The organism is Novosphingobium subterraneum (assembly GCF_000807925.1).
Taxonomy (GTDB): domain Bacteria; phylum Pseudomonadota; class Alphaproteobacteria; order Sphingomonadales; family Sphingomonadaceae; genus Novosphingobium; species Novosphingobium subterraneum.
Window position 1 is genome coordinate 39883 of record NZ_JRVC01000003.1, and the last position, 26763, is coordinate 66645.

Sequence of the window (26763 nt, forward strand, 5' to 3'; positions counted from 1 at the left end):
AAAATGACCGATCTTCAAGGCCAGCGCATCGTCTCGCAGCTCGATCCCGACGGCACCCTGACCGTCAGCCTTGAAGACTTTACCCTGCCTGCGCCCGAGGGGCGGCAGGTGGTGATCCGCGTGGAAGCGACGCCGATCAATCCCTCGGACCTTGGTCTGCTGTTCGGCCCGGCAGATATCGAAAAGGCGGAGTTCTCGCCCGGCAGGATTGTGGCGAAGATGCCCGATCCTGCTGTGCGCGCGATGGCCGCGCGCCACGGCGCAGCCATGCCTGTGGGCAACGAAGGTGCGGGGACGGTCGTCGCAGCCGGCGATGCTCCGGAAGCGCAAGCACTGCTCGGCAAGCGCGTGACCTGCTTCCCCGGCGGCATGTATGCGACGCTGGCCGTGGCCGATGCGGCGATGTGCCTTGAACTTCCTGAGGGCGTGACGGCGGAGCAGGGCGCTTCGGCCTTCGTCAATCCGCTGACCGCCTTGAGCTTCACCGAGACGATGCGCCACCTTGGGCACAACGCTCTGGTGCATACGGCCGCAGCTTCGAACCTGGGGCAGATGCTGGTGAAGATCTGCCAGGCTGATGGCATTCCACTAGTCAACATCGTGCGCAACGATGCGCAGGTGGCGATCCTGAAAGGGATCGGTGCCGAGCATGTCGTCGACAGTTCGAAGGCAACGTTCCTTGACGACCTCGCTGCCGCGATCGGCGCGACCAAGGCGACGATGGCATTCGATGCAATCGGCGGTGGCAAGCTGGTCAGCCAGATTCTGACGGTGATGGAGCAGGTGGCCAATTCGGGTGCGGCTTACAGCCGTTATGGCTCGAACAGCCCCAAGCACGCTTTCATCTACGGCGCGCTCGATCTTTCGCCGACGGTGCTGACCCGCAACTTCGGATTTTCGTGGGATGTCTCCGGCTGGCTGCTGACGCCATGGATGGGCAAGCTGGGTGCCGAAGTCGTCGAAAAGATGCGCAGCCGCGTGATGGCGGAACTTACCACGACATTTGCGAGCAGCTACAAGGCGCGCGTCACGCTGGATCAGGCGCTGACGAAGGAGGCCGCGCTGGAATACAATGCGCGGCGCACTGGCGAGAAATACCTGATCACGCCGTGACGCGGTAAACGTCCGACTGCGTAAGCCTACATAACTGGTTCACCAGCAATCCTGAACACGTGTTGTCCTATCCGGCAGGGATGGACGGGACCGCGAGCAGTGGAAGGCTGGAAAGGTTGAAGCTCTGGCTGCTCGAGCGGCCAGGCTCGCTGCTGCATCTGTTGCACTATGATATTGAACCGGGCGAGGTGGAGTGGTTCGCCCGACGCAAGCTCGCATACATCAATTCCCTGAGCGGCAACCTGTTCGAGGCGTTGCGCATGGCGCTGATGCTGGCGATATGCGCGCCCGGCCTGACCTGGCATTTCTATGTCGGTGCCGTGCTGCTGCTGGCCCAGATGCGCGTCGGCCTGACCGAACTGCGCCGAAAGGAAAGCAGCGGGCAGTACAAGCCATCGGAGATGGTCGAGATATGGGCCAAGGGCATCTGGCTGAGGGCCATATTCCTTGCCGCGTTTACCGCCTGCTGCATCATCGCCGTGCCGAGCGAGCGGATCGGGGCGCTGATCATCTACGTTCTGGTGCTGGCCCAACTTGAACTGCTGTTGCAGTTCACGATCCCGGTGGCGGGGATCATCTCCCAGACGATCTCGCTGGGACTGATGACCTTTGCGCTGCTGTTCCGGTCCGACTTGCGCGGGGAACTGATCGTGCCTGTCATGGGCCTGCAGCTGATCGCCCTGCACGTGATGCTTTTCAACCTGCACTACATGTTCGCTACGCGTATCCTGCGGACGCGCCGGCTGAAGGCAGCGGGCGAGACGATACAGGGCCTGCTCACTGCGTACGAGACCCATGCCAGCGACTGGATGCTTGAGACCGACGCCAGCGGGAATGTCGCGCTGCCGTCCGAACGATTGTGCACGGCCCTGGGGCGCGATGCAGCCGATCTGGAAGGCGTGAAGCTGGTCAACCTGCTTGTTGCAGGACCGGAGACCGAGGCATTGCGTGAGGCGGCACGTAAGCTGAAGCCGTTCCATGACATGGTAGTCCCGATCGTTATCGAGGGGGACCTGCATTGGTGGTCGGTTACGGGCAATCCGCTTTACGAGGAGCTTCGTCATAGCGGCTTCCGTTTGTTCGTTCGGGATGTGACTGATCGCTACACTGCCGAAAGCCAGGTGAGGTTCCTCGCGGACCATGACAGCCTGACCGTCCTGCCCAACCGGCATAACTTCCAGGCGAGGCTGGAGGCGGCGCTTGACGGCGCCGTTGCAAACAATCCTTTCGCCGTATTTTACGTCGATCTCGATCACTTCAAGGCGGTCAACGATACGCTCGGCCATCAGTTTGGCGACAGCGTGCTGGTCGAGGCGGCGTGGCGGATCAAGTCGGCGCTGGGAGGACAAGGCTTCGTTGCCCGCTTGGGCGGGGACGAGTTCGCCTGCATCGTCGACGATTTCGATACCGTGGACGATCTGCGGGAGGTCGGCCGCGCGATAGTCGAAGCGATCAGCCAGCCAATGGAGATCGAACGCCGGACGGTGCGGATCGGAGCGAGCATCGGCATCGCGATTGCGCCCGAACACGGCGCTACATCCGAGACTCTGCTGCGCAGCGCGGACCTTGCGCTTTACGAGGCCAAGTCACGTGGGCGAGGGTCGGCTATCGTGTACGACCCGGCGATGGAGGAGCTGAAGCAGGAGCGCGGCCGGCTTGAGCTGGATTTGCGCAGCGCATTGGCCAATGGCGAGTTCGAGCTTCACTACCAGCCTTTGCATGAGCTCGCGAGCGACCGCATTGCCGGGTTCGAAGCACTGCTGCGCTGGCGGCACCCTGAACGGGGCTTGATCCCGCCAGACGTGTTCATACCCATTGCCGAGCACACCGGCCTCATCGTGGCCCTTGGCGAATGGGTTCTGCGCGAGGCGCTGGCAGAGGCGGCCACCTGGCCTTCGGACATGACCGTGGCGGTCAACGTCTCTCCCGCACAGATGGCGGACTTCACTCTGCTCAAACAGGTGATCGCTGCACTTTCGGCGAGCGGCTTCGATCCGCACAGACTGGAGCTCGAGATTACCGAAACGATGCTGATGCAGGAGTGTGACGATCATCTGCAGCAACTGGAACGTCTGCACGCACTCGGCGTGCGCATCGCGCTCGATGACTTCGGGACGGGCTATTCATCGCTGAACTATTTGCGCAGTTTCCCGTTCGACAAGATCAAGATTGACCGCTGCTTCATCAGTGAACTCAACGCAGGCAGTGAAAGCAGTGCGATCATCGAAGCAGTGCTGGATCTGGCCAGCAAGCTGAACATGCAGACCATTGCCGAGGGCGTGGAATCCGAGGAGCAGCTTGCGAGCCTGCGGGCGCTGGGGTGCGAGCAGGTGCAAGGCTATCTGATTAGCAAGGCGATACCCGCGGAAGACCTGCCGATCAGCCGCCAGTTTGCTCGGCAAAAGCTTGAGGCCGCTGACGCGATGCCGAGGCTGCCGGAGCTGAAGCTTGAGGATTACCGGGTGGATCAGGAGGCCCGGCGGGCCTGAGCCCGCCGCAGCCGTCACCCGCTTCAGCCGCGGTGGGCAACGCTTTCAGGGAGGTCCTTGCCGAAGACGCGCTGGTAATATTCGGCCACCAGCACGCGCTCGGTCTCGTCGCACTTGTTGAGGAACGAGAGGCGGAACGAAAAGCCGACATCGTTGAAGATCTGGCTGTTCTGCGCCCAGCTGATCACCGTGCGCGGGCTCATCACGGTCGAGATATCGCCGTTGATGAAGCCCTGACGGGTCAGGTTCGCAACGCGCACCATGTCGGCCACGACCTGCGGATTGAGATCGGGCACCTTCTTGCTGACGATCTCCACCTCGGTCGCATCGGGCAGATAGTTCAGCGCGACGACGAGGTTCCAGCGGTCCATCTGCCCCTGGTTGATCGCCTGAGTGCCGTGATAGAGGCCCGAAGTGTCGCCAAGGCCCACCGTGTTGGCCGTGGCAAACAGGCGGAAATGCTTGTTCGGGCGGATCACGCGGTTCTGATCGAGCAGCGTGAGCTTGCCTTCGGTTTCGAGTACGCGCTGGATCACGAACATCACGTCCGGCCGGCCGGCGTCATACTCGTCGAAGACAAGCGCGGTGGGCGTCTGCAGCGCCCAAGGCAGCAGGCCTTCGCGGAATTCGGTGACCTGAAGGCCATCGCGCAGCACGATGGCATCGCGGCCGACGAGGTCGATGCGGCTGATGTGCGCATCGAGGTTGATGCGGATGCACGGCCAGTTGAGGCGGGCTGCAACCTGTTCGATGTGAGTCGACTTGCCGGTGCCGTGGTAGCCCTGCACCATCACGCGGCGGTTGTAGGCAAAGCCCGCAAGGATCGCCAGCGTGGTGTCCGGATCGAACACGTAGGTTTCATCGCGATCGGGCACGCGCTCATCGGCGCGGCTGAACGCGGGGACCTTCATGTCGATGTCGATGCCGAAGGTCTCGCGGACATCGATTTCGGTGTCGGGCGCGGCGAGCAGCGTCGTCGCGTGGCTGTTCGGAAGTTCGCTCATCGCTGCCTCGCCTATACGGGCGGGCGCGGCGCTGCAATAAGGTTTCACGGAACCTGTCCGTTAGAATGGGAGAATTTCGATGAAGCTCTACGGCGCGATGCTTTCGCCGTTCGTGCGAAAGGTGGCGGTTGTCCTTACGGAAAAGGGCATTTCCTTCGATCTCGCTCGGGGCGGGCCGGGCAGCAGCGATCCTGAGTTCCTTGCCTGCAGCCCCTTGGGCAAGATCCCGGCGATCGACGACGACGGCTTTCAACTCGCCGATTCGACCGCGATCGCGGTGTATCTTGATGCGCAGTATCCCGAGCCGCGGCTGATCCCGGATGAAGCCAGGCTGCGGGGCAAGGCAGTGTTCTGGGACGAGTTCGCCGACACCGTGCTGGGCGCGTCCGGCCTGAAGATCCTGTTCAACCGTCTCGTCGGCCCGAAGCTGATCAAGACCGGTGGCGACGAGGCAATTGCCCTGCAAGGCGAGGCGGAACTGCCGCGCTGGCTGGATTGGCTGGAAACGGCTGTGCCTGATGAGGGCTGGCTGCTGGGCGAGAGCTTCAGCCTAGGCGACATTGCCGTCGCCTCGATGTTCCGCACGCTGGCCTATGTCGGCCACGGTGTCGACGCAGCCGCGCGGCCCAAGACGGCGGCGTGGTATGCCCGTGTCGCTGCGCGTCCGGCGTGGGCCGCCGTGGCGGCGCAGGAAGAGCCGATAGCGCAGCGCATCATGGCCATGTGACATCAAGGGGCCGGGAGGGCGTGCTGCGTCCTCCCGGAAACGCTTCATCGCTTTGCGCTTGCGACATACCAACTAGTTGGTATGTCTTCTTGGGTGATCCCGAATCGATCCTTTCGACCTCCGGCAGTGACCGCGAAGGACAAGCTGCTCGAAGCGGCGGTGAAGCTGATCCGATCGAACGGCTTTGCTGGCACCTCGGTCGATCAGCTTTGCGCCGAGGCCGGGGTGACGAAGGGTGCGTTCTTTCACCATTTCGCGTCCAAGGAAGCGCTTGGGGTGGCGGCAGCGGAGTACTGGTCGGCGAGCACTGGCGGGTTCTTCGCCGAGGCGCCCTTTCACGCTCTGCCCGACCCGGTCGATCGGGTGCTGGGCTACATCGATCTGCGGATCGCGTTGATTGGCGGGCCGCCCGAGGCCTTCTCGTGCGTGGCCGGGACCTTGGTGCAGGAGGCGTTTCGGTCGAGCGCGGCAATTCGCGTCGCGGCCGAAGCCAGCATCATGGCAAATGCAAGGGCGCTCGAGGCGGATCTTGACGCAGCGGTGGCACAGTGCGGCGTAACAGGCACGACAGGGGCCAGCCTTGCGCGGCATGTCCAGGCAGTGATCCAGGGCGCGTTCGTCCTGGCCAAGACGCAGCCGGAAGACGCTGCCGCGGAATTGGCGCGAGAGCAACTGGCGCACCTGAGACGCTACTTCGCGATGTTGTTCGGGAGGGATACCGGAGAGGAGTAAAGGCCCATGTCCTATGTAGACGGGTTCGTGCTGGCGGTACCGACCGCCAATAGGGAAAGATACGAGGCAGTCGCCCGCAAGTTCGACGCCATGCTGGTCGAGCACGGAGCCTTGCGGGTGGTCGAGGCGTGGGGAGATGACGTGCCCCACGGCAAGCGCACTGATTTCCACCGCGCCACCGAAGCCACGAACGACGAGACAATCGTGTTCAGCTGGGCGGAATGGCCTGACCGGCAAACCCGTGATGCGGCCCACGCCGCGATGGAGAAGCTCATGTCCGAAAGCGGCGAGCCGATGGACATGCCGTTCGACGGGGCGCGGATGATTACCGGTGGCTTCGCCACGCTGCTCGATTTGGGAGGGCGGGCGTGAGCCGCCCCGTTCCGTTCTGCTGGTACGAACTGATGACCGGCGATGCCGATGGCGCGGCGGAGTTCTATGGCGCTGTGGTGGGCTGGAGCTTCAGCGCGCCCGATCCGCAATCGCTGATCGACTATCGCATGATCCTGCGCAGCGATGGGGGCGGCAATGGCGGGGTGCTGCAATTGAGCGAGGCCATGCGACAGGGCGCAGCGCATCCGGCGTGGGTGCCCTATCTTGCCGTCGCCGATATAGACACAGCGCTATCGGCGATCGAGGCCGATGGCGGCCGTGCGCTGATGCCCCGGACCGATATTGACGAGGGCAGCTTTGCCATGGTCACCGACCCGCAAGGCGTGCCGTTCTACCTGATGCAGCCGCGCCCGCCCGCAAACCAACCGGGCGCCCAAAGCGACGCGTTCAAGGCCGATGGCGTGCAGCATGTGCGCTGGCACGATCTGGCCACGCCCGATCCCGCTGGCGCCAAGGCTTTCTACGGCCGGCATTTCGGCTTTGAGTTCAACAACGTGATGCCGATGGGTGAACTGGGCGAATACGCCTTCATCGACTTTGGCGCCCAGGCGCTGGGTGGCATCATGCCGCTTGTTGGCGGGCGCACGCCGGGCTGGCAGGTCTACTTCGGCGTTCCGTCTGCACTGCAGGCCCGCGACGCCATTGTCCGGGCCGGCGGCACGATCCTGACCGAGCCGCATCAAGTGCCTGGCGGCGATTGGGTCGTCATGGCGCAGGACCCGCAGGGTGCGCAGTTTGGCGTGGTCGGTCCCAGGGGAGAATGAAGATGAGCAAGTTCACGTTCTACACGAACCCGATGTCGCGCGGCCAGATCGCACGCTGGGCACTGCACGAAGTTGGCGCGACTTATGACACCGTGCTGGTCGACTGGCAGGCCAAGCCGGAGGGCTTCCTTGCTGCCAACCCGATGGGCAAGGTGCCGACGATCGTGCACCACGCCGACGAAGGCGATCACGTGGTCACCGAATGCGCCGCGATCTGCCTGTACCTGGCGGAGGTCTTCCCGGAGGCCGCTCTGGGGCCGCAGGATCACGAACGTGCGGCCTATCTGCGCTGGACATTCTTTGCGGCTGGGCCGGTGGAGCAGGCGGTCACGGCGCGTAGCCTCGGCTTCGATCCAAAGGACCCACGGCAGCAAGGCATGGCCGGCTTTGGCAGCTATGATCGCACGGTCGATTCGCTTGCGCGGCACCTGGCTCAGAACGCCTATGTCTGTGGCGACCGGTTCACGATGGCGGACGTCTATGTCGGCAGCCACGTCGATTGGGGCGTCGGCTTCAAGTCTCTGCCCGAGCGGCCGGAGTTCCTGGCCTATCTCGATCGGGTGCGAGCGCGGCCGGCCTATGGCGAGGCGAAGGCGATTGATAGCGCACTGATTGCCGAGATGCAGTCGTGACCGTCCCTCCGCTCACCCTGTGCCTGTGGTACGATGGCGATGCCGAAGAGGCAGCAAACTTCTATGCCGCAACTTTCCCCGACAGCGAGGTCGGGTCGGTCAATCGCGCGCCGACCGACTTCCCCGGCGGCTCCGCCGGCACCGTGCTCACGGTCGAGTTCACGGTCCTCGGCACGCCCTGCATGGGGCTGAATGGCGGGCCGCAGTTCCCGCATAGCGAGGCGTTCTCGTTCCAGGTGGCTACAGACTCGCAGGAGCAGACCGATCGCTACTGGAACGCCATCGTCGGCAATGGTGGTGCGGAAAGTGCCTGCGGCTGGTGCAAGGACAAGTGGGGCCTGAGCTGGCAGATTACCCCGCGGGTCCTGACCGAGGGAATGGCTCATTCCGACCCGGATGTTCGGGCGCGGGTCTTCTCTGCAATGATGACCATGCACAAGATCGATCATGCCGCGATCGAGGCCGCGGCGCGAGGTGATGCCTGATGCTCGCGCTCTACGGCCATCCCTTCTCGTCCTACACATGGAAGGCGCTGATCGCGCTCTATGCCAATGGCACGCCGTTCACGTTCCACAGTCTCGATGGCGAGAACCCCGATCAGGCAGCTGCCCATGACCGGGTCCAGCAGGCCAGCCCGATGGGCAAGTTTCCGCTGTTGGTGGATGGATCGCGCGAGGTGTTCGAAGCGACTTCGATCATCGAGTATCTTGCGCTTCACCATCCCGGTCCCGCGCCGCTTCTCCCTGCCGACGCAGACGAGGCGGTCTGGACGCGCATGATCGACCGGGTGTTCGACAATTACGTGATGAACGCGATGCAGGACAGTGTCGACGATGCGATCCGGCACGGAACCGTCTCGGCCGAAGTGCAGGGGCGCGTCGAGGAGCGAGTGACGCGCGCCTATCGCTGGATCGATGCGTGGCTGACGGGCTATGCGATGTCTGCAACCATCAGCCTGATCGAATGCGCTGCTGCGCCCGCGCTGTTTTATGCCGATTGGGTGGTACCCATCCCCGATGACTGCGCACGCCTCCGGACTTGGCGCGCGCACCTTCTGGCTTTGCCGCCGGTGGCGCGCTGCGTCGAGGACGCGCGTCGATTCCGGCATTACTTCCCCCTCGGCGCGCCCGATCGCGATTGAGCGGCAAGGAGACAGACATGCACGAGCTTTCGATCAACCGCTATATCGCGGCCAGCCCGGTCAAAGTCTGGGACGTCCTGGCCAACCGGCAGGAGGAATGGTGGTGTCCCAAACCTTGGCGCATCACCATGGTCGCGCAGGAACGTCGGCCCGGTGGTCGGTCTGCGATGGTCATGCATGGCCCGGATGGTGAGGAGATGCCGCAGGAGGGGATTTTCCTTGCCTGGGAAGAAGGCCGGCGATTCATCACGACCGATGCGGTTACGTCTGACTTCGAACCCTCCGGACCTTTCATGATCGGAATCTGGGAAGTGGCGCCGGAAGGTGATGGCACGCGCTACACTGCCAGCGCCCGGCACTGGACCGAGGAGGCGATGCAGAGCCACGCCGAGATGGGGTTCGAAGCGGGTTGGAATACCTGTGCCGACCAGTTGCAGGCGCTTGCCGAGGCCGATTGACGTAAAGGCGGGGCAGGCGCAATCTCTGTGGATGGGAGAGAGAGCGCAGGCACCGGCGCAGCTTGCCGGGCTCGATCGCGAGGCTTGGGAAGCACTGCTGGGCAATGCCTTGCCGTTCGCCGTTGGCGCAGGTGAAGTGCTGTTTCGGCAAGGCGATCATGCCGATGCACTCTACCTTGTCGAAGCGGGCCTGCTGGAGATCGCCGCGCGCATTCCGGGTGACGACAATGCGGTGATCTCGGCAATACGGCCCGGCGAGCTCGTGGGTGAGTTTGCCCTGCTTGACGATGGCCCCCGCTCGGCCCGGGTCAGGGCAGTGGAGGACACCCGCGGGCTGGTGGTATCCGGTCGCCGCTTCCGGGCGCTGCTGGCCGATGGCTCGGGCTGGGCCATGCAGCTCGGACACGCCTTGCGCCGCCTCGTGGCCGCGCGCACCCGGCAGACGCTCGAACAGATCGTGGCCGAAGGCCATTTCGATCCGCACGCGCTGCGGCAGTTGCATTCCGGGCCGGGGCCCAGCCCGTCGCGCTCCGATGCGGCTGTGCTGGCGCATGGCCTTGCGCGTCTTAAAGGCATCGGGGATATCGTGCAGGCGGGGGCACTGCTGGAAGCGCGGCGGGGCGCTACGGTGGCTGCTCCAGGGGACAGACAGGACGGTCTCTTTCTCGTCCTGCGCGGGGCAGTGCGCGCAGCGGTGCCGCGGGGCGCGATGGCAGAGCAGGTCTTCGTGTTCGGGCCCGGCTGCTTCGTCGGCCTGACCGGTCACAGCGATGGCGGGCCGCAGCCACTGCTGGTGACGGCGGCGGAACAGGCACAGCTTGTCCATCTTCCTGCCGTGACGCTTGCCGCGCTGGAAGCCGATGCGCCGCCGTGGCTGCCCGTGCTCCACGCAGCATTCGGGCGGCAACTGGTGCAGGACCAGCGCAAGGCCAACCGCCACCTCGGCCGCTCGTTGTCCTTGGCGCGTTTCAACCATGCCGGAGAACTGGGCTGATGTGCCGCATCCTGAGCTATCTCGGCACGCCGGTCCTGCTCGATGACCTGCTCTATGCGCCCGATTCCTCGCTGCTCAATCAGACGATCGGCGCGCAGATGCTGCAGATGCTTAACCTGGCAGGTTTCGGCATGGCGGCGTGGGACGAAGCAAGCCACGCACCGAACGTGCCGTTTCGTTATCGTACGACGCAGGTCGCGCTGTTCGATCGCAATCTCAAGGCGCTTGCCGGCAAGCTGCGTTCATCCGCGCTGCTCGCGCACATTCGCGGCGTGCCCTATAACTCCACGGTCCAGATCAACGAGCAGAACTGCCATCCCTTCCGCTTCGATGGCGTGCCGCTGTCCATGGCGCACAACGGCGATTTGGCAGGTTTCCGGGACATGCGCTTCGATCTTGCTCCGCACATCCGGCCGGAGTTTGCCAAGCAGATCCAGGGCTCCACCGACAGCGAATGGATCTATGCGCTGGTCGTCTCGGCCCTGCCTGATCCGGGCGGGATCAACGAGCCTGACGCCATCCTCGCCGCGATCCGCCATGCCTTGAGCGTGCTGCGTGAGGCCAGGGCGCGGCATGGGATCACGCGGTCAAGTTCGACCAACCTGATGTTCTGCGATGGCACCAATCTTGCCGCTGTCCGCTTTACTTTCGACTTCGGACACTTCGACGCGGGCGCGCTGCAGGGCAGTTCGGAGTATCTCTCGATGTGGTACACGTGCGGACGGGACTATGGCCTTCACGAAGGCGAGTGGAAGCTGATCGGCGGAGCCATCGATGCCGACAGCGTGATCGTGGCTTCAGAGCCGCTCACCCGCGACTTCGCGACATGGATCGAAGTGCCGGAGTATTCGGCGCTGCTGGTGCGGCGCGATGGGGCAAGGCGGCGGGCGGAGATTCACGCTCTGGAAGTCTGATCGGCACCTGATAGGCTTGTGCTCAGCAGTGAAGGGGAAACGTCATGAGCCTGTTCGATTCGATCCTTGGCCAGGTGGCCGGCAATGTCGATGTGAAGAACCTTGCGGCAAAGGTCGGCATCGATCCCGACACAGCCGAGAACGCGATTGCGGCGCTGGCTGCGGGGCACCAGTCGAAGGGCGACACGATCGAGACGGCGGCGGCCAACTCCGGCCTCGACGCCTCGAAACTGCAGGAGATCGTAGGCCACATCGGCGGCGAGGGCGCACTGGCCAGTTTTGCTTCGGCGCTTGGCCAGAATCCCGATGCGTTGAGCAAGGTTTCCGCCTTCCTCGACAGGGACGGCGACGGCAATCCGCTCGACGATCTTGCCGGTATGGCCAAGGGCCTGTTCAGTCGCTAACGCATTCTGATTGGCGGCACCGGCCCGCTCCCCCGGCCCGACCACCCGACAGTGTATCCTATGGGTGGTCGGGCCGGGGGAGCGGGCCGGTGCCGTATTCAAGGAATCCTGCATGCTTGATGCTGCGCTGTCCCTGATGATGCTGGCCGCGATCGCCCTTGTCGGCGGGGCTGTGTTCCTGTTCCGCCGGGGCGAACGCAAGCGGCCTGCGCTGATGCTGACGCTCGCCGGGATCATGGTGGTGAACCTGATCATCTGGACCCTGCCCGACCGCAGCGGCGCCACGCTGAAGGGCGCCGCCGAGGCGGGGCCCACGCAATAATCAGCCCAAGTGTCAGCCCAGCTCGATGCACCCGCCATCGACGCTGAGGTCTACACCGTTGATGAAGCTGGCCTCGGTACTGGCTAGGAACAGCACTGCGCGCGCCACTTCTTCCGAGGTCCCCATGCGCCCCAGGGGCACGACCGACGAGAGCATTTCGCGCATGCCTTGAATCTCCTCAGGGCTTGCATCGCGCTTGAAGATTTCGGTGTCGGTCGGGCCGGGGCTGACCATGTTTACGCGGATGCGCCGCGGCAGCAGTTCCTTGCCGACGATGCGCGCCATGGCCCGCAGGCCCGCCTTGGCTGCGGCATAGGCGACGTTGCCCGGCACAGCCGCGGTCGATCCGATCGAACCGGTAATGACGATGGCCCCGCCGTCGCGCATCAGCGGCAGCGCCTTCTGGATCGCGAAGAACGCCCCGCGCATGTTGACGGTGTGGATCTGATCCCAGAACTCCGGGGTGACATCAGGCACCATGGCGAAGCCGCCGACCCCTGCGTTGACGAACAGCACGTCGATCCCGCCCAGTGCGTCCTCGATCTCGCCCAACGCCGCCTGGGTCTGGGCAAGGTCACCGATGTCCGAGCGGATGCACAGCGCGCTGAGTTCCTCGGCCACAGCCCGCAAGGTCTCGGCATTGCGCCCGGTGATGGCAAGCCTGGCGCCCTCGGCAGCGAACATCCGCGCGGCGGCAAGGCCGATGCCGGCATTGCCGCCGAGAATCGCCACGCACTTGTTGTCGAAGCGCTTCATCTCAGAACATCGTGTTGGTGTTGGCCGACGCTTCCGGCACGGGCGAGAGCACGTCCCAGTGTTCCATCACCTTGCAGCCTTCGACACGGAAGATATCGACCACCGCGAAGCCGCGCTTGGCTGCGGCATCACCGTTCTCCATCCAGCCGTGACTGTGGACCGCCACCAGATTGCCGTCGGCGATGATGCGATGGATCGTGGTGCGCTGGCCCGGGTTTTCGGCGACGAACTTTTCGAGGAACCCGATGGCGGCCTCGCGGCCGGTGGCGGCATAGGGGTTGTGCTGGATGTAACCGGGATCGACCCAGCGCTCGAACGAGGATCGGACCTTCTTCTGGATGTAGAACTCGTCCATGAAGTTGCTGACCACCTGCTTCGGGGTCAGCTTGCATTCCGCCGCCTGCGCGGCATTGGCGGTGAGGGCAAGGGCAATTGCTGCGGTTACGAGGCGCATCGTTCTTCTCCCTTCAAAACATGCTGTTGGGGTTGACCGGCTGTGCCGGCACGTCCTGAATCACGTCCCAGTGCTCGACGATCATGCCGTTCGCCACCCGGAAGATATCGACCACGGCAAGCCCCGGATCGCCCGGCCAGCGCACCACGTGGGTGTGCGTGATGACATGATCGCCATCGACGAAGCTGCTGTGGATGGTTTGCACGGCATCGGGCGATTCAGCCCGCACGCGATCAAGAAAGCCCTTCAGGGCTTCCACAGTCGGCTCGGCCAACGAGGAATGCTGGACGTATTCCGCTGCGATGTAGCGGTCGACTGCGCTGCTATCCATCGCGATCAGGACCTTGTGGTACATCTCCAGCACGAGGTCGTGGTTGGCCTGTTCCGCCTCTGTGCGCGCCATGCGCCTCTCCCCTTTATTTATAACAATTGGTAGAGTATGCCTTCAGCTGAGAAGGCCGTCAAAGCCTCAATGCAGTCCTGGGAGAGTCGATGACCCGCGCCGAGCTTTATGCCGTTCTTGACCGGTTCCTTGCCGCGTTGAACACGCGCGATCCCCATGCGCTGGATTGGGCACAGGGCGCGCATCATAGCGAGAACAACGTCATGCTGGAGATCGGCGATGGCGTGTGGGGCACGATCGACCGGCTGGGCGACTACCAGTTGCGCTTTGCCGACGTGAAGACGGGACAGGTCGGTTACTTCGGCACGGTGATCGAGCCTATCGAGGAATCGGCCTTCACCCTGCGCCTCGGCGTGAACGAAGCGGGCCAGATCGCCGAGTGCGAGATGCTGATCGTCCGCCAGTCCGACAGTGGCATCAAGTTCGAGAACTGCCGCTACTGGGACAAGCCGATCCTGCACCGCGAACCTGAAGAACCGGTGTCCCGAGAGGAGATGGTGCGCCTTTCGAACGGCTACTTCGATACCCTTCAGCGCAACGACGGAACGATCCACACGAAGTTCCACCCCGATTGCAATCGCGTGGAAAACGGGGTCCAGACCACGCGCAATCCCGACTTCGCAAAGATCGTGCCGGTCTCGGCGCTGGGCTGCGAAGAGCAGTTCCGCATGGGCAATTATCGCTACGACGATGACTTGCGCGCCCGTCGCTTCCCGCTGGTGGATGAAGAGCGCGGGCTGGTGCTGGCGTTCGGTTTCATCGATCATTCGGGCCGCCTGCGCGAGTTCCAGTTGACCGATGGGCGCACGGTGAAAAGTCCGGTGCTGCGCCCGCACAGCTTTTACATCTCCGAACTGTTCAAGATCGACCATGGCATGATCGAACAGATCGAAGCGAACTTCATAACCGTGCCCTACCGCATGCCCAGTCCGTGGGACGCGCTGTGATGCGCCAGTTTCTCGCCAGTCTCTTTCTTGGGCTCGCCGCCTGCTCGCTGGGCGGCGCGACGGCGCTGACCGAGGGGGCAGGGCGGGAATGGACCAGTCCCGGCGGGGATTCCGGCAAGACTCACCATTCGCGGCTCACTGCGATCAATGCGCAGAACGTAGGCCAGTTGGGCCTCGCGTGGTCTGCCGAACTGGACACCTTCAGGGGGCAGGAAGCCACCCCGGTCGTGGTCGATGGCGTACTCTATACGTCAGGCACTGCAGGCCGCGCCTATGCTTTCGATGCGGCCACCGGCAAGCCGCTCTGGCGGTTCGAGCCAGAAGTCGACATGCAGGTCAACCGCACGGTCTGCTGTGACATGGTCAACCGTGGCGTCGCCGTGGCGCGGGGCAAGGTGTTTGTCGCTTCGCTTGATGGCTGGATGTACGCGCTCGATGCCCGGACCGGCGCAGTTGCGTGGAAGAGCGACTTCATCGAGAATCGCGCCAAAGGCGACAATTCAACCGGCGCTCCGGAAGTGGCTGGCGATGTCGTGGTCATCGGCATGGGTGGCGCCGAATATGACGTGCGCGGCTATGTCACTGCGCTCGATCTCGATACCGGCAAGCTGCGTTGGCGCTGGCACGTGGTGCCGCGCGATCCCAAGCTCGGCCCGCAGGAAACACCGGAACTCGAAGCCGCATTGAAGACATGGGACCCGAACAGCCGCTGGGACATCGGCGGCGGCGGTTCGCCGTGGGATGCGATCAACTACGATCCCGAGACCGGGCTGGTCCTCGTCGGCACCGGCAACGGCGGGCCTTACGCCACGTCGAAGCGCTCGCCCTCGGGCGGGGACAACCTCTACCTCGCCAGTCTCGTCGCGCTCGATCCGAAGACGGGGCGAATGAAGTGGCACTATCAGGAAACGCCCGGAGACAACTGGGACTTCACCGCTACCCAGCCGATGATCTTCACGCGCATGGACATCGATGGCGAGAACCGCCCGGTCGTGCTCCACGCGCCAAAGAACGGCTATCTCTACATCCTCGACCGACGTGACGGAAAGCTGCTGCGCGCCAATCCGATCGTGCGCACCAACTGGGCCAAGGGGATCGACCCCGCATCCGGGCGGCCGATCCTGGATCCCGAAGCGGCGGACTACACCACCGGCCCCAAGATCGTCTTTCCAGCCACCACCGGCGCGCGCAACTGGCATCCGGCCAGCTACGATCCCGCTACCGGTCTATACATCGGCGCGGTGCTCGACATGGGCAACCTCATCTTCATGACGCCGGGGGCCAAGCCGCTGAAGGCGCGCGGGCTCAACAACGATGCCGCGCTGATCTTCACGCCCGATGTGAAAGAGGCGCTGGCGGGCTTTCCGCCCGAGTTCGGCGATGCCGTGCGCAAGCTTCCGGCCTATCAGGAAGCGCTCAGGCAGCCTGCCACCACGCAGATCCGCGCGATCGATCCGCTGACGGGCAAGACCGTCTGGTCTGCCGACACCGCAGGCTGGCAGGATCGCGGCGGCGTGCTGACCACAGCTACCGGCCTCACAATCTACGGTGGCGTCACCGGCAAGCTCTTCGTGCGAGAGACAAGGACGGGCAAGCTGCTCAAGGAAATCGACACCGGCACCCCGATCATGGCCGCGCCGATGACCTACGAGGTCGGCGGCGTGCAGTATGTCGCAGTCATGGCCGGGTGGGGTGGGGGCGGCTATCCCTTTGTTCCGCGCTATTCCGCCGCCTACACGCGCGGCAACATGAACCGGCTGCTGGTGTTCAGGCTGGGTGGCGGCAAGGTGCCGATGCCCGATCTGTTGCCACCGCTGGAAGTTGCGCCAGAAGCTCCGGCGCAGGCACCGGGCGTCACTGCGGCGACGATTGCCCGGGGGCAGGGGCTGTTCTTCGGCAACTGCGCCATCTGCCATGCCAACCAGCCGCGCTCGATCACGCCGGACCTGCGCCGGATGCAGCCGGGCACGCACGAGGCTTTCCGGCAGATCGTGCTGGAAGGACTGCTTACGCCGAACGGGATGCCGCGCTGGGACGACATCCTCTCGCCCGGTGATGCCGATGCGATCCACGCGTACCTGATCGATCTGCAAGCCAAGACCCGCGCCGACGAGCAAGCCAAGCAGAAGGCCGGCAAGCCGCTCGACGGGCCGAGCCTGACGATCCTTTCGAACTACTGAGGCACCTCATGGACTTCTCCACGCTCGACAACCCCCGCCTCGAATTTACCTTCGCCTGCCGCCTGCGCTTCACCCGTGTGCAGATGGTGCCCGACCTGCCTTCTGGCGGCATGCGCAGCGCCGTTTATGTCGACGAGGGCGAGTTCGAGGGGCCGCTGCTCAAGGGCAGGGCAGTGCCGAACTCCGGCGGCGATTATGCCTTCTTCCGCCCGGACGACACCGCCGTGTTCGATGCACGCTATGTGCTCGAAGTCGATGACGGCACGTTGATCTACATGCAGAACAAGGGCTTCCTGTGGGGCCGTGAGCCGGGGACGATGGACCGCCTCCGCGCCTGGGCCTTCGCCGGGGGCGAGCCCGTCCCGCATGCCGAATACTACCTGCGCGCGCAGCCCACCTTCGAGACCAGCAAGGGCAAGCACGATTGGCTGACGCGGCATGTGTTCATCGGCGTGGGCGAGCGCAAGCCAGACGGCAACTACGTCAAGTATTACGCGCTGACGTGAGGCTTGACGGCAAATCACAAGTACTGCAAACAATAACAATTGTTAGAAAATAAGTGACGGGAGAGTCCACGCCTTGAAGCTGCACCTGCCCCCGCGCGTCAGTCCCAAGCAGTTCCAGGCGGCGATGACCGCCTTTGCCGGCGTGGTCGGCAAGGAATGGGTCATGGACTCCGACGCCGACCGCGACGCCTATGCCGATACCTATGCTCCCGGCAGCACCGAGGAGTGGCCCGCCTCGGCTGCCGTCGCGCCCGCCTCTGTCGATGAAGTGCGCGCCATCGTGCGGCTTGCCAACCAACACAAGACGCCGCTCTGGCCCGTCGCGCGCGGCAAGAACCTGGGTTATGGCACCGCCGCGCCGCGCCTGCCAGGCACGGTCGTGCTCGACCTTGGTCGCATGAACAAGGTGCTCGAACTCGACACCAAGCTGGCCTATTGTGTGGTCGAACCGGGCGTCGGCTTTTTCGATCTCTACGAGCATATCCAGCGCGAGAAGGCACCGCTGTGGATGTCGGTGCCGGGCAATGCCTGGGGCTCGGTTTTGGGCAACGCGCTCGAACATGGCATCGGCTACACGCCCTATGGCCTGCATGCCCGCAACCTATGCGGGATCGAGGCAGTGCTGCCCGATGGCGACCTTGTCCGCACCGGGATGGGCGCGATGAGCAACAACCCGGCCTGGCACCTCTTCCCGATGAGCTACGGGCCGACCTTCGACCTCGCCTTCACGCAGTCTAACCTCGGCGTGGTGACCAAGGCCGGCATCTGGCTGCAGCCCGCGCCCGAAAGCTCGCTCGAGATCGTGTGGGACATCCCCAAGGTCGAGGACATCGGCTGGGTGGTCGATACCATTGCGCCGCTCAAGATCTCGGGCCTGATCGACCAGAATGTGTTCATCCCTTCGTGGCTGGGCAAGATGGTTCTCAAGGGCCAGCGTCAGGACTTCTGGGACAAGCCCTCGGCCATCCCCGAATGGCGTGTGGAGGAACTGCTGAAGGAGCACAAGCTTGGCTACTGGCAAGTCGCGCTGCGCCTGTATGGCGAGGAAAGCGTGGTCAAGGCCAAGGCCGAAGTGGTCAAGGCGGCGATGAAGCGCAACCTGGCCGCCGCTCCGGAAGAACACTGGTGGCATCCTGGCGACTATATCCACGGCGTCGACACCACGATGGGCATTCCGTCGGCCGTGCCGCTGCAGATGTCCGACTGGATCGGCGGACGCGGGGCGCACATGGGCTTCTCGCCCGTTGTCCCGGCAACCGGCAAGCATGTGCTCGATCAGATGGCGCGCAGCCGCAAGATCATCGCTGATTTCGACGTCGACTTCTACGCCAGCTTCACCATCGGTGGGCGCTTTGCCAACAACGTCAACATGCTGATGTACGACCGCGACAACGCGGCTGAAGTCGTCAAGATGCGCAAGCTGTTCGATGCGCTGATCACCGAGACGGCAAAGGCGGGCTACGCCGAATACCGCACCCACCTCGGCTGGATGGACCCGGTCATGGAAACCTTCGATTTCAACAACCACGCGCTGCGCCGCTTCGGCGAGAAGGTGAAGAACGCGCTCGACCCCAACGGCATCATCGCGCCGGGCAAGCAGGGCATCTGGCCTGCCGCCTATTCCGATGCCCGTGGCAGGAGCAACGCCGGAGGTCACGGGGCATGAACCGCGCATCGTTCGCTTTCGTCGGCGCACTGGGCCTTGCCGCGACCGCCGTCTTTGCCGCACCTCCGGGGCCGCCGCCCGGCCCCCCGCCGCCGTATCAGATGCGACCGGTTGCGCCGACCGGCGACAGGCTCAAGCCCGGTAGGGATGGCAAGGTGCTGTTCGAAGTGCACTGCGGTTATTGCCACCTGACCGGCGGCATGGGCACCAACCTGCTCACCAAGCAGCAGGTCATGGCTGGGAACTCGCCCGACAAGGGCCTGCTCGCCAATCGCACCGATCTGACTGCCGATTACGTCAAGACCGTGGTCCGCATGGGCAAGGGTGCCATGCCGCAGCAGACCAAGGTCGACCTTACCGATGCCGAGCTTGATGCCGTGGCGAAATACCTCGGGAAGGCAGGCTGATGCGCGTCTCACGCCGCTCGATGCTAAAGGGCAGTGCGCTGGCCGGAGCGGTCGCCGCAACGCCTGCGGTGGCAGCCATGGCGAGCCCCGTGCCGCTGGTGGTGTTCGACAGCCGCATTCCCGAATCCGCAGCCTTTGCTGCAGCGAAGGACACGCAGCGGGCGATCGACCTTGCTCTGGGTGCGGCTGATGCTGCGCGTGCGATCAAATTCCCACAAGTCGTGACAGGGCTCACACGCTGGAGCGACTGGACTGCGCTAAGAGGGGTCATGGAGGCGCAGGGTCTGCGACTCTCGGATGAGATTCGTGCTGCCGCTCCCCTCTCCGGTCGCACGCATCTTTTCCTCTGGACGATGACTGCGCGCTAGACAGTCCCGGCGCAAAGCCAGAAGTCTGCAAAAGGGGTGCGTTCCTGTCGGGACGTGCCCCTTTTATCGTGCGGTCAGCTTTCACTTGGTGAAACATTCGAAATGGGCGTCTGCCCCACCCGCGTCTTAATCCCCAAAGCGTATTTCGACACCATGCGGGCTTGACCCGCGCTCCTGCGCAATTAGTATGTGTTACTAACAAATTCCGACACGCATCGGAATCGGGAGAGAGATGATGGAACCAGTGGGCAACGAATGGACGCGGTAACCCTTTATCACTGGGAACCCAACGCCAACTCGGGGAAGCCGATGCTGGCGCTGATGGAAAAAGGCGTGCCCTTTTCCAGCCATTACATCGACATGCTGCAGTTCGATCAGCACAAGCCGGAATACCTTGCGATCAATCCGCAGGGCACCATCCCGGCGATGACCCATAATGGTCTCGTGCTCACCGAGAGCACCGCGATCATGGAATACGTGAACGATCGGTTCGACGGGCCGGACCTCATGCCGTCGGATGCGCGTGATCGCTGGCGCGTGCGCTGGTGGATGAAGTTCATGGACCAGTGGCTTGGCCCCAGCTTCTCGATGATCGGGTGGAGCGTATTCGTAGGGCCCATGGTGCGCCAGCGTGATCCTGCCGAACTCGCAGCGGCGATCGAGCGCATTCCCCTGCCGGAACGCCGCGTCGCATGGCGCAAGGCAATTAATGGCGACTTTTCGGAAAGCGAGATGGCCGAGAGCCGTCGCCGCGTCGGTCTGGGCATCGCGAAGCTCGAAGAAGAACTGGGCAAGCGGCCCTATGTCGGCTCGCATGAGTACAGCCTGGCCGACATCAACATCTTCAACAGCACTTATTCGCTGCCGCTGTCGCAGCCAGATCTGGCGGGCAAGGACAAGACGCCGAATATCATGCGCTGGCTCAAGCGGGTCTATACGCGTGATGCGGTCAAGAGGACCTGGGCGATGGGCAAGACCGACCTTGCCAATCGCTATGGTCTGATCATGGCGGAGATCGAGGCATGAACGCGGTACTCTACCACGGCGAGCCGAATGGAGCTTCACTGACCGTGCTTGCCGCTCTGGCGCAATCGGGACTCGACATCGAATGCCGCCCCATCGACCTGCTTGCCGGGGAGCGCCATGCGCTGCCTGGCATTGCCGATCCTGTTGCGCTCGACCTGTGCATTGAAGGCGAAGGGCCGGTGCTGGTCATCGATGGTGAGGCGATGACAGAATCCGTGTTCCTGGCACAGTATCTTGACGAGGCCGCGGGCGGGGCCGGGCTGCAGCCGATGGACGCCTATGCGCGCTGGGAAATGATGATGTGGTGCCGCCAGATCACCGAGCGCCTGTCCCCTGCAGCAGCGTTGCTCGGCAATCTTGCTTCCTCGCAGCATGCCATTGCAGCCATTCCGGCCGACGATTTCGCAACGCTGACAGCGCGCATCGTGTCGGACGATCTGCGCAACCGTTGGCAAGCGCTGAACGATGATGTGGTCGATGCCGCGCAAGTGGCCGACAGCGAGACCAAGATCGTCGCCGCCGTCGAGCGCTGCGAGAAGCAGCTGGCCGATGGCCGTGCATGGCTGATGGGCGGCTTTTCGATCGCCGATCTCGTCACCTATTCCTGGCTGGCCGGGATGCAGCTTCTGCGGCGGGATGCCTTCGCCGCTGCTCCCCTCACCACCGCTTGGCTCGCCCGCATGGCCGAGCAGAGCTGCGTAAAGGCGGCATTTGCCAGGTCGACCGTTTCCGAACCGCTCCGCGCCTGGGCGCCGGGGCCAGAAATCAATCGTTGGGGATAACCAATGCGCGCCATCGACTACTTTGACCGCGGCCACGATCGCGATCCACAGCGTCTCGCCATCGTCGATACCGAGACGGGTCTTAAACTGACCTTTGCCGAAACCAAGGCCCTGTCCGAACGCATCGCTGCGGCTCTGCAGAAGGGCGGTTTCGAGAACCAGGACTGCCTCGGTCTCTATGGTCCGAACGATGGCATGCTGCTCGTCGTCCTGCTGGCGATGTGGCGCGCCAACGGCAAGTGGATCCCGGTCAACACCCGCAACGCCATCGACGCCAACGCTGCCTATATCAACTACGTGCGCCTGAAGTGGCTGGTCTATCATTCGTCCAAGGCCGACGAAGTCCAGCAGCTCAAGAACCTCTGTCCGACGCTCCAGCACTTCGTCTGCCTCGACAAGCGCATGGGCGATGACCCGAGCCTCGAGGAATTCATGGCCGGTGTCAGCGAGGCCGATTTTGTCGAGCCCGAGATCGATGCCTTCGGCAACCTGATGGACATGGTCGGCATCTTTCCCACCGGCGGCACCACCGGCCCTTCGAAGGGCGCCAACGTCACCAACCTCGGCTGGGGCACGATGATCGAGACCGCTGCCGATGGCATGGGCGGCCGCACCGATTCCCCGGTCGCGCTTGTTTCAGCGCCGATCACGCACGCTGCTGGCCCGATCGCGCTTTCGACGCTGAGCCTCGGCGCAACGCAGGTGATCCTGCCCGGTTTCGACGCCGAGCGCGTGCTGCGCACGATTGCGGAGTACAAGGTTACCCACATGTACCTGCCGCCGACGGCGCTGTACCAGCTGCTCGCCTCGCCGGAACTGGGCGATCATGACTACTCCAGCTTGCGCATCTTCATCCTCGTCGGCTCGCCCTGCAGCCCGGAAAAGCTGCGCCAGGCAGTGGAGGTGTTCGGACCGGCGATGTGCCAGTCCTACGGTCAGGTCGAATGCCCGATGATCGTGGCGTGGTTCCCGCCCGAGGACGTCGCGAAGTTCGCCACTTCCGCACCGGAAAAGCTCGCCGCCTGCGGCAAGCCCACCCGCTCGATCAAGGTCGCGCTGCTCGACGATGATGGCAAGGAGGTGCCGCTGGGCGAGGCGGGCGAAATCTGCGTGCGCGGCGCGCTGGTCACGCATTCCTACTTCGAAAAGCCTGAGGAAACCGCCGAAATCCGCAAGTTCGGCTGGCATCACACCGGTGACGTCGGCAAGTTCGACAAGGACGGCTACCTCTACATCGTCGACCGCAAGAAGGACATGGTGGTTTCCGGCGGCTTCAACGTGTTCACCGCCGAAGTCGAAGCTGCCGTGACAGAACTGGCAGCAGTGCGCGAGGCCTGCGTATTCGGCATCCCGCACGAGAAGTGGGGCGAGCAGGTCCATGCGGTGGTCGTGGCCGAGGGCATTACCGAGGCCGAAATCATCGCCTATGCCAAGGATCGCCTCGGCGGGGTCAAGGCGCCGAAATCTGTCACGTTTATCGACTCGATTCCGCGCACTGCTGCGGGCAAGATGGACAAGAAGGCGCTGCGGGTTCCCTATTGGGGTAACGCCGATCGTATGGTCAACTGATCCGGAAAACGGACAGTCGGGAGAGAGCTGCATATGCGTTTGAAGGTCTTAAGCCTGATGGCCGCACTGCTGCCGCTGGCAGCGTGCAATATCAAGAGTGATGGCGACACGGTCGCTGTCGCTTCCGCAGGCGTCACCGATGCGATGATCGCGCAAGTGCCCGAAGGCGAATGGCTGAGCTATGGGCGCGATTATGGTGAACAGCGCTTCTCCCCGCTGACCCAAGTCAACGACAGCAACGTCGGACAGCTTGGCCTTGCATGGTTCCATGATCTTGAAACGGCGCGCGGGCAGGAGGCCACGCCGCTGATGCACGACGGCACGCTCTACATCTCGACCGCATGGTCGATGGTGAAGGCGTTCGATGCCAGGACCGGGGCGCTCAAATGGTCCTACGATCCCGAAGTGCCGCGTGAAACGCTCGTCCGGGCCTGCTGCGATGCGGTCAATCGCGGTGTTGCGCTTTACGGAGACAAGGTGTTCGTCGGCACGCTGGACGGACGCCTCGTTGCGCTGGATCAGAAGACCGGCAAGGTTGCCTGGTCGAAGGTCGTCGTGCCCAACCAGCAGGACTATACCATCACTGGCGCGCCGCGCGTGGTGAAGGGCAAGGTCCTGATCGGCAGCGGCGGTTCGGAGTACAAGGCGCGCGGCTACATCGCTGCCTATGACGTGAACACCGGCAACGAGGTGTGGAAGTTCCACACCGTTCCCGGCAACCCCGCCGACGGCTTCGAGAACAAGGCCATGGAAAACGCCGCCAAGACCTGGGCTGGCGAATGGTGGAAGCTGGGCGGCGGCGGAACGGTGTGGGATGCGATCACCTATGATCCCACAACCAACCTCGTCCTGTTTGGCACCGGCAACGCCGAGCCGTGGAACCCCGCTGCGTCCGGTCGTGAGGGCGACAGCCTCTACACCTCGTCGATCGTCGCGGTAAATGCCGACACCGGTGAATATGCCTGGCACTTCCAGGAAACCCCGGAAGACCGCTGGGATTTCGACTCCGCCCAGCAGATCACTCTGGCGGACCTGAACATCGGGGGCCAGCAGCGCCATGTCGTGCTGCATGCCCCGAAGAACGGCCATGTCTACGTGCTTGATGCCAAGACCGGCCAGTTCATCTCGGCAACGCCTTTCGTACCGGTCAACTGGGCGACGGGCATCGATCCCAACACAGGCAAGGCGACAGTCAATCCGGCCGCCCGGTACGAAAAGGGCGCGCCATTCGTCAGCCTGCCAGGCGCTGTGGGTGCCCACTCGTGGCAGCCGCAGAGCTTCAGCCCGAAGACCGGCCTGCTCTACCTGCCGGTCAACAACGCCGCATTCCCCTACGCCGCGGCGAAGGACTGGAAGGCCACCGACATCGGCTTCCAGACTGGCCTCGATGGTTATGTCACCGCAATGCCGGCCGATGCCAAGGCCCGCTCCGCCGCGATGAGCGCAACCACCGGCACGCTCGTCGCCTGGGACCCGGTCGCCAAGAAGGCTGCGTGGAAGGTCGAACTGCCCAGCCCGTCAAACGGTGGCATTCTCTCGACCGCCGGCAATCTCGTCTTCCAGGGCACCGCAGGCGGCGATTTCGTCGCCTATAGCGCCGACAAGGGCAAGCAGCTCTGGTCGTTCCCGGCGCAGAGCGGCATCATTGCTGCGCCCATGACTTATGCGATCGACGGCGAACAGTATGTCGCCGTGATGGTCGGCTGGGGCGGCGTATGGGACGTTGCCACTGGCGTCCTTGCCCACAAGGCCAAGAAGCAGCGCAACATCAGCCGCCTCGTCGTGTTCAAGCTCGGCGGGAAGGCCACGCTGCCTGCCGCTCCGCCGATGGCCAAGATGGTCCTCGACCCGCCGCCGTTCACCGGCACGCCGGAACAGGTCAAGGCTGGTGGCGAACTCTACGGTCGTTACTGCAACGTCTGCCATGGCGATGCGGCGGTTGCCGGCGGTGTGAACCCGGACCTGCGTCACTCTGCCGCGCTCAACGCTCCCGAAGCCATCCGATCGGTTGTCATAGACGGCGCGCTGCAGCACAACGGCATGGTGTCGTTCAAATCGGCGCTCAGGCCAGAGGATGCAGACAACATCCGCCAGTACCTCATCAAGCGCGCCAACGAGGACAAGGCTCTGGAAGCGCGCTGACAAGAATGCTATAGCTTATAGCAATCATAACGAGTGGAGAGATTCATGACGCATCTTTATCCCAACCTGATCAATGGCGAGCTGGTCACGACCGCAGAGTCGCTTGATGTCGTGAACCCCGCGAACGAGCAGGTCATCGGGCGGGTCCCAGCCTGTGGCGTCGAAGAACTGGACCGCGCTGTGGCTGCTGCCCGCGCTGCCTTCAAGACCTGGTCGAAGACCCCGGTTGACGATCGGCGTGCCGTGATCCGCAACATGGCGGCGGCGATCGAGGCCAATTTCGATGAGCTGTACCGCCTGCTCACCAGCGAACAGGGCAAGCCGCATCATCAGGCGCAGGGCGAGATCCACGCTTGCGCCGGCATCATCAGCGCCCAGTCCACGCTGACGCTGGAAGAGACGATCAACGAAGATAGCGACACCCGCCTGAGCCGCACGCGCCGCGTGCCGGTCGGCGTCGTCGCCGGCATCGTGCCGTGGAACTTCCCGCTGCTGATGGCCGTCCAAAAGATTGCGCCCGCGATCCTCACCGGCTGCACCATCGTGCTCAAGCCTTCGCCGTTCACCCCGCTGACCACGCTCAAGTTCGCCGAACTGATCAAGGACATCGTGCCGGCTGGTGTCGTCAACATCATTACCGGCGAAGACGCGCTCGGCCCGATGATGACCTCGCACCCGGACATCGACAAGATCACCTTCACCGGCTCGACCGCAACCGGCAAGCGCATCATGGAAGGCGCCTCGAAGGACCTCAAGCGCATCACGCTGGAACTGGGCGGCAACGACGCTTCGATCGTCCTGCCCGATGCCGACGTCGAAAAGGTTGCCGAGCAGCTCTTCTGGTCGAGCTTCACCAATGCCGGCCAGATCTGCGTGGCCGCCAAGCGCGTCTACATCCACGAGGACATCTACGACGACCTGTCGAAGGCCATCGCCGAATACGCCAAGACCGTGAAGGTCGGCGACGGCTCGGAGCAGGGCACCGGCGTCGGCCCCATCCAGAACAAGAAGCAGTTCGAGCGTGTCTGCGAACTGATCCAGGACGCCAAGGACAACGGCTACAAGTTCCTCGTCGGCGGCGATGTCGATCCTTCCGGCTCTGGCTACTACGTGCCGATCACGATCCTCGACAACCCGCCCGAGGATGCGCGCATCGTGGCTGAGGAGCAGTTCGGCCCGGTCATGCCGCTGATGAAGTTCTCCAGCGACGACGAAGTCATCGCCCGCGCCAACAATTCGGAATATGGCCTTGCCGGCGCTGTCTGGACCAAGGACACCGAACGCGGCGTGAGGATCGCCGAGCAGCTTGAAACCGGCACGGTTTGGATCAACGAGTTCCTTCACCTTTCGCCCTTTGCGCCGTTCGGCGGACACAAGCAGTCCGGCTTTGGCGCGGAATACGGCATCGAGGGTCTGAAGGAATTTACCTACAGCCAGGTGATCACGGTCAAGAAGGACGCGCTGGTCTGA

29 protein-coding genes are annotated in these 26763 nt (G+C 63.7%); 25 read left to right on the top strand and 4 right to left on the bottom strand.

Features of this window, described 5'->3' with window-relative positions:
• The first annotated feature begins 3 nt into the window (after nt 1-3).
• Both NJ75_RS03705 and NJ75_RS03710 read left to right on the top strand, forming a co-directional pair.
• Entirely contained in the window at nt 4-1113 is a 1110-nt protein-coding gene (locus NJ75_RS03705) for a zinc-binding dehydrogenase (RefSeq protein WP_039331596.1), read from the top strand.
• A gap of 116 nt (nt 1114-1229) precedes the next feature.
• Nucleotides 1230-3602: a putative bifunctional diguanylate cyclase/phosphodiesterase gene (locus NJ75_RS03710; RefSeq protein WP_169745692.1), complete on the top strand. Its 2373-nt coding sequence runs from the start codon at nt 1230-1232 to the stop codon at nt 3600-3602.
• Between the two features lie 23 nt (nt 3603-3625).
• Here NJ75_RS03710 and NJ75_RS03715 read toward each other — a convergent pair whose 3' ends face one another.
• Nucleotides 3626-4606, bottom strand: coding sequence for an AAA family ATPase (locus tag NJ75_RS03715; protein WP_039331597.1), 981 nt, complete (start codon nt 4604-4606; stop codon nt 3626-3628).
• A 79-nt stretch (nt 4607-4685) separates the two neighbouring features.
• Here NJ75_RS03715 and NJ75_RS03720 point away from each other — a divergent pair, with 79 nt between their 5' ends.
• From NJ75_RS03720 to NJ75_RS03775, 12 genes are all read left to right on the top strand, one after another.
• Nucleotides 4686-5333, top strand: coding sequence for a glutathione S-transferase family protein (locus NJ75_RS03720; RefSeq protein ID WP_039331598.1), 648 nt, complete (start codon nt 4686-4688; stop codon nt 5331-5333).
• Between the two features lie 126 nt (nt 5334-5459).
• Entirely contained in the window at nt 5460-6065 is a 606-nt protein-coding gene (locus NJ75_RS03725) for a TetR/AcrR family transcriptional regulator (RefSeq protein ID WP_039331599.1), read from the top strand.
• A gap of 6 nt (nt 6066-6071) precedes the next feature.
• Nucleotides 6072-6437: a DUF1428 domain-containing protein gene (locus tag NJ75_RS03730; protein WP_039331600.1), complete on the top strand. Its 366-nt coding sequence runs from the start codon at nt 6072-6074 to the stop codon at nt 6435-6437.
• Nucleotides 6434-7222 (top strand): VOC family protein, encoded by a 789-nt coding sequence (locus NJ75_RS03735; protein ID WP_039331601.1) that lies wholly within the window; start codon nt 6434-6436, stop codon nt 7220-7222. The genes NJ75_RS03730 and NJ75_RS03735 overlap by 4 nt, the downstream gene beginning before the upstream one ends.
• A 2-nt stretch (nt 7223-7224) precedes the next feature.
• Nucleotides 7225-7854: a glutathione S-transferase family protein gene (locus tag NJ75_RS03740; protein WP_039331904.1), complete on the top strand. Its 630-nt coding sequence runs from the start codon at nt 7225-7227 to the stop codon at nt 7852-7854.
• Nucleotides 7851-8339 carry a VOC family protein gene (locus tag NJ75_RS03745; RefSeq protein WP_039331604.1) on the top strand — a complete coding sequence of 163 codons (489 nt, stop codon included), beginning with the start codon at nt 7851-7853 and terminating at the stop codon, nt 8337-8339. The genes NJ75_RS03740 and NJ75_RS03745 overlap by 4 nt, the downstream gene beginning before the upstream one ends.
• Nucleotides 8339-8995, top strand: a complete 657-nt coding sequence (locus tag NJ75_RS03750) for a glutathione S-transferase family protein (protein ID WP_322788200.1) — start codon at nt 8339-8341, stop codon at nt 8993-8995. Before NJ75_RS03745 ends, NJ75_RS03750 begins: the two co-directional genes overlap by 1 nt.
• Before the next feature lie 17 nt (nt 8996-9012).
• A complete protein-coding gene (locus NJ75_RS03755) occupies nt 9013-9453 on the top strand; it encodes an SRPBCC family protein (RefSeq protein WP_039331606.1) in 441 nt (146 codons plus the stop codon).
• A 31-nt stretch (nt 9454-9484) separates the two neighbouring features.
• Complete coding sequence (locus NJ75_RS03760; protein ID WP_039331611.1) at nt 9485-10447, top strand: cyclic nucleotide-binding domain-containing protein; 963 nt, start codon at nt 9485-9487, stop codon at nt 10445-10447.
• Nucleotides 10447-11361 carry a class II glutamine amidotransferase gene (locus tag NJ75_RS03765; protein ID WP_052241949.1) on the top strand — a complete coding sequence of 305 codons (915 nt, stop codon included), beginning with the start codon at nt 10447-10449 and terminating at the stop codon, nt 11359-11361. Before NJ75_RS03760 ends, NJ75_RS03765 begins: the two co-directional genes overlap by 1 nt.
• A gap of 44 nt (nt 11362-11405) precedes the next feature.
• Nucleotides 11406-11765: a hypothetical protein gene (locus tag NJ75_RS03770; protein ID WP_039331613.1), complete on the top strand. Its 360-nt coding sequence runs from the start codon at nt 11406-11408 to the stop codon at nt 11763-11765.
• Nucleotides 11766-11877: 112 nt separating this feature from the next.
• Entirely contained in the window at nt 11878-12087 is a 210-nt protein-coding gene (locus tag NJ75_RS03775; protein ID WP_039331616.1) for a hypothetical protein, read from the top strand.
• A gap of 12 nt (nt 12088-12099) precedes the next feature.
• On the opposite strand, the gene NJ75_RS03780 is transcribed toward NJ75_RS03775, so the two are convergent.
• From NJ75_RS03780 to NJ75_RS03790, 3 genes are read right to left on the bottom strand one after another with little or no spacing between them, the layout of a single operon-like run.
• Complete coding sequence (locus NJ75_RS03780; protein WP_039331617.1) at nt 12100-12843, bottom strand: SDR family oxidoreductase; 744 nt, start codon at nt 12841-12843, stop codon at nt 12100-12102.
• 1 nt (nt 12844) lies between these two features.
• Nucleotides 12845-13297 (bottom strand): nuclear transport factor 2 family protein, encoded by a 453-nt coding sequence (locus NJ75_RS03785; protein WP_039331618.1) that lies wholly within the window; start codon nt 13295-13297, stop codon nt 12845-12847.
• A 13-nt stretch (nt 13298-13310) separates the two neighbouring features.
• Nucleotides 13311-13700: a nuclear transport factor 2 family protein gene (locus NJ75_RS03790; RefSeq protein ID WP_039331619.1), complete on the bottom strand. Its 390-nt coding sequence runs from the start codon at nt 13698-13700 to the stop codon at nt 13311-13313.
• An 89-nt stretch (nt 13701-13789) separates the two neighbouring features.
• On the opposite strand from NJ75_RS03790, the gene NJ75_RS03795 reads away from it, so the two are divergent.
• From NJ75_RS03795 to NJ75_RS03845, 11 genes are all read left to right on the top strand, one after another.
• Complete coding sequence (locus NJ75_RS03795; RefSeq protein ID WP_039331621.1) at nt 13790-14647, top strand: hypothetical protein; 858 nt, start codon at nt 13790-13792, stop codon at nt 14645-14647.
• A complete protein-coding gene (locus NJ75_RS03800; protein ID WP_039331908.1) occupies nt 14647-16827 on the top strand; it encodes a PQQ-dependent dehydrogenase, methanol/ethanol family in 2181 nt (726 codons plus the stop codon). Before NJ75_RS03795 ends, NJ75_RS03800 begins: the two co-directional genes overlap by 1 nt.
• 8 nt (nt 16828-16835) lie before the next feature.
• Nucleotides 16836-17333, top strand: coding sequence for a DUF3237 domain-containing protein (locus NJ75_RS03805; protein WP_039331622.1), 498 nt, complete (start codon nt 16836-16838; stop codon nt 17331-17333).
• 73 nt (nt 17334-17406) lie between these two features.
• A complete protein-coding gene (locus NJ75_RS03810) occupies nt 17407-18999 on the top strand; it encodes an FAD-binding oxidoreductase (protein WP_039331623.1) in 1593 nt (530 codons plus the stop codon).
• Entirely contained in the window at nt 18996-19406 is a 411-nt protein-coding gene (locus NJ75_RS23205; protein ID WP_052241951.1) for a c-type cytochrome, read from the top strand. The genes NJ75_RS03810 and NJ75_RS23205 overlap by 4 nt, the downstream gene beginning before the upstream one ends.
• A complete protein-coding gene (locus NJ75_RS03820; RefSeq protein ID WP_039331624.1) occupies nt 19406-19774 on the top strand; it encodes a twin-arginine translocation signal domain-containing protein in 369 nt (122 codons plus the stop codon). Before NJ75_RS23205 ends, NJ75_RS03820 begins: the two co-directional genes overlap by 1 nt.
• A 255-nt stretch (nt 19775-20029) precedes the next feature.
• A complete protein-coding gene (locus NJ75_RS03825; protein WP_039331625.1) occupies nt 20030-20800 on the top strand; it encodes a glutathione S-transferase family protein in 771 nt (256 codons plus the stop codon).
• On the top strand, nt 20797-21582 hold the full coding sequence (locus NJ75_RS03830; RefSeq protein ID WP_039331626.1) for a glutathione S-transferase family protein: 786 nt from the start codon (nt 20797-20799) through the stop codon (nt 21580-21582). Before NJ75_RS03825 ends, NJ75_RS03830 begins: the two co-directional genes overlap by 4 nt.
• 3 nt (nt 21583-21585) lie before the next feature.
• The gene (locus NJ75_RS03835) at nt 21586-23151 is read left to right on the top strand and encodes an AMP-binding protein (protein ID WP_039331627.1); all 1566 of its coding nucleotides are present in this window, start codon (nt 21586-21588) and stop codon (nt 23149-23151) included.
• Between the two features lie 33 nt (nt 23152-23184).
• Nucleotides 23185-25293, top strand: coding sequence for a PQQ-dependent dehydrogenase, methanol/ethanol family (locus NJ75_RS03840; RefSeq protein ID WP_039331629.1), 2109 nt, complete (start codon nt 23185-23187; stop codon nt 25291-25293).
• A gap of 45 nt (nt 25294-25338) precedes the next feature.
• Nucleotides 25339-26763: an aldehyde dehydrogenase family protein gene (locus NJ75_RS03845; protein ID WP_052241953.1), complete on the top strand. Its 1425-nt coding sequence runs from the start codon at nt 25339-25341 to the stop codon at nt 26761-26763.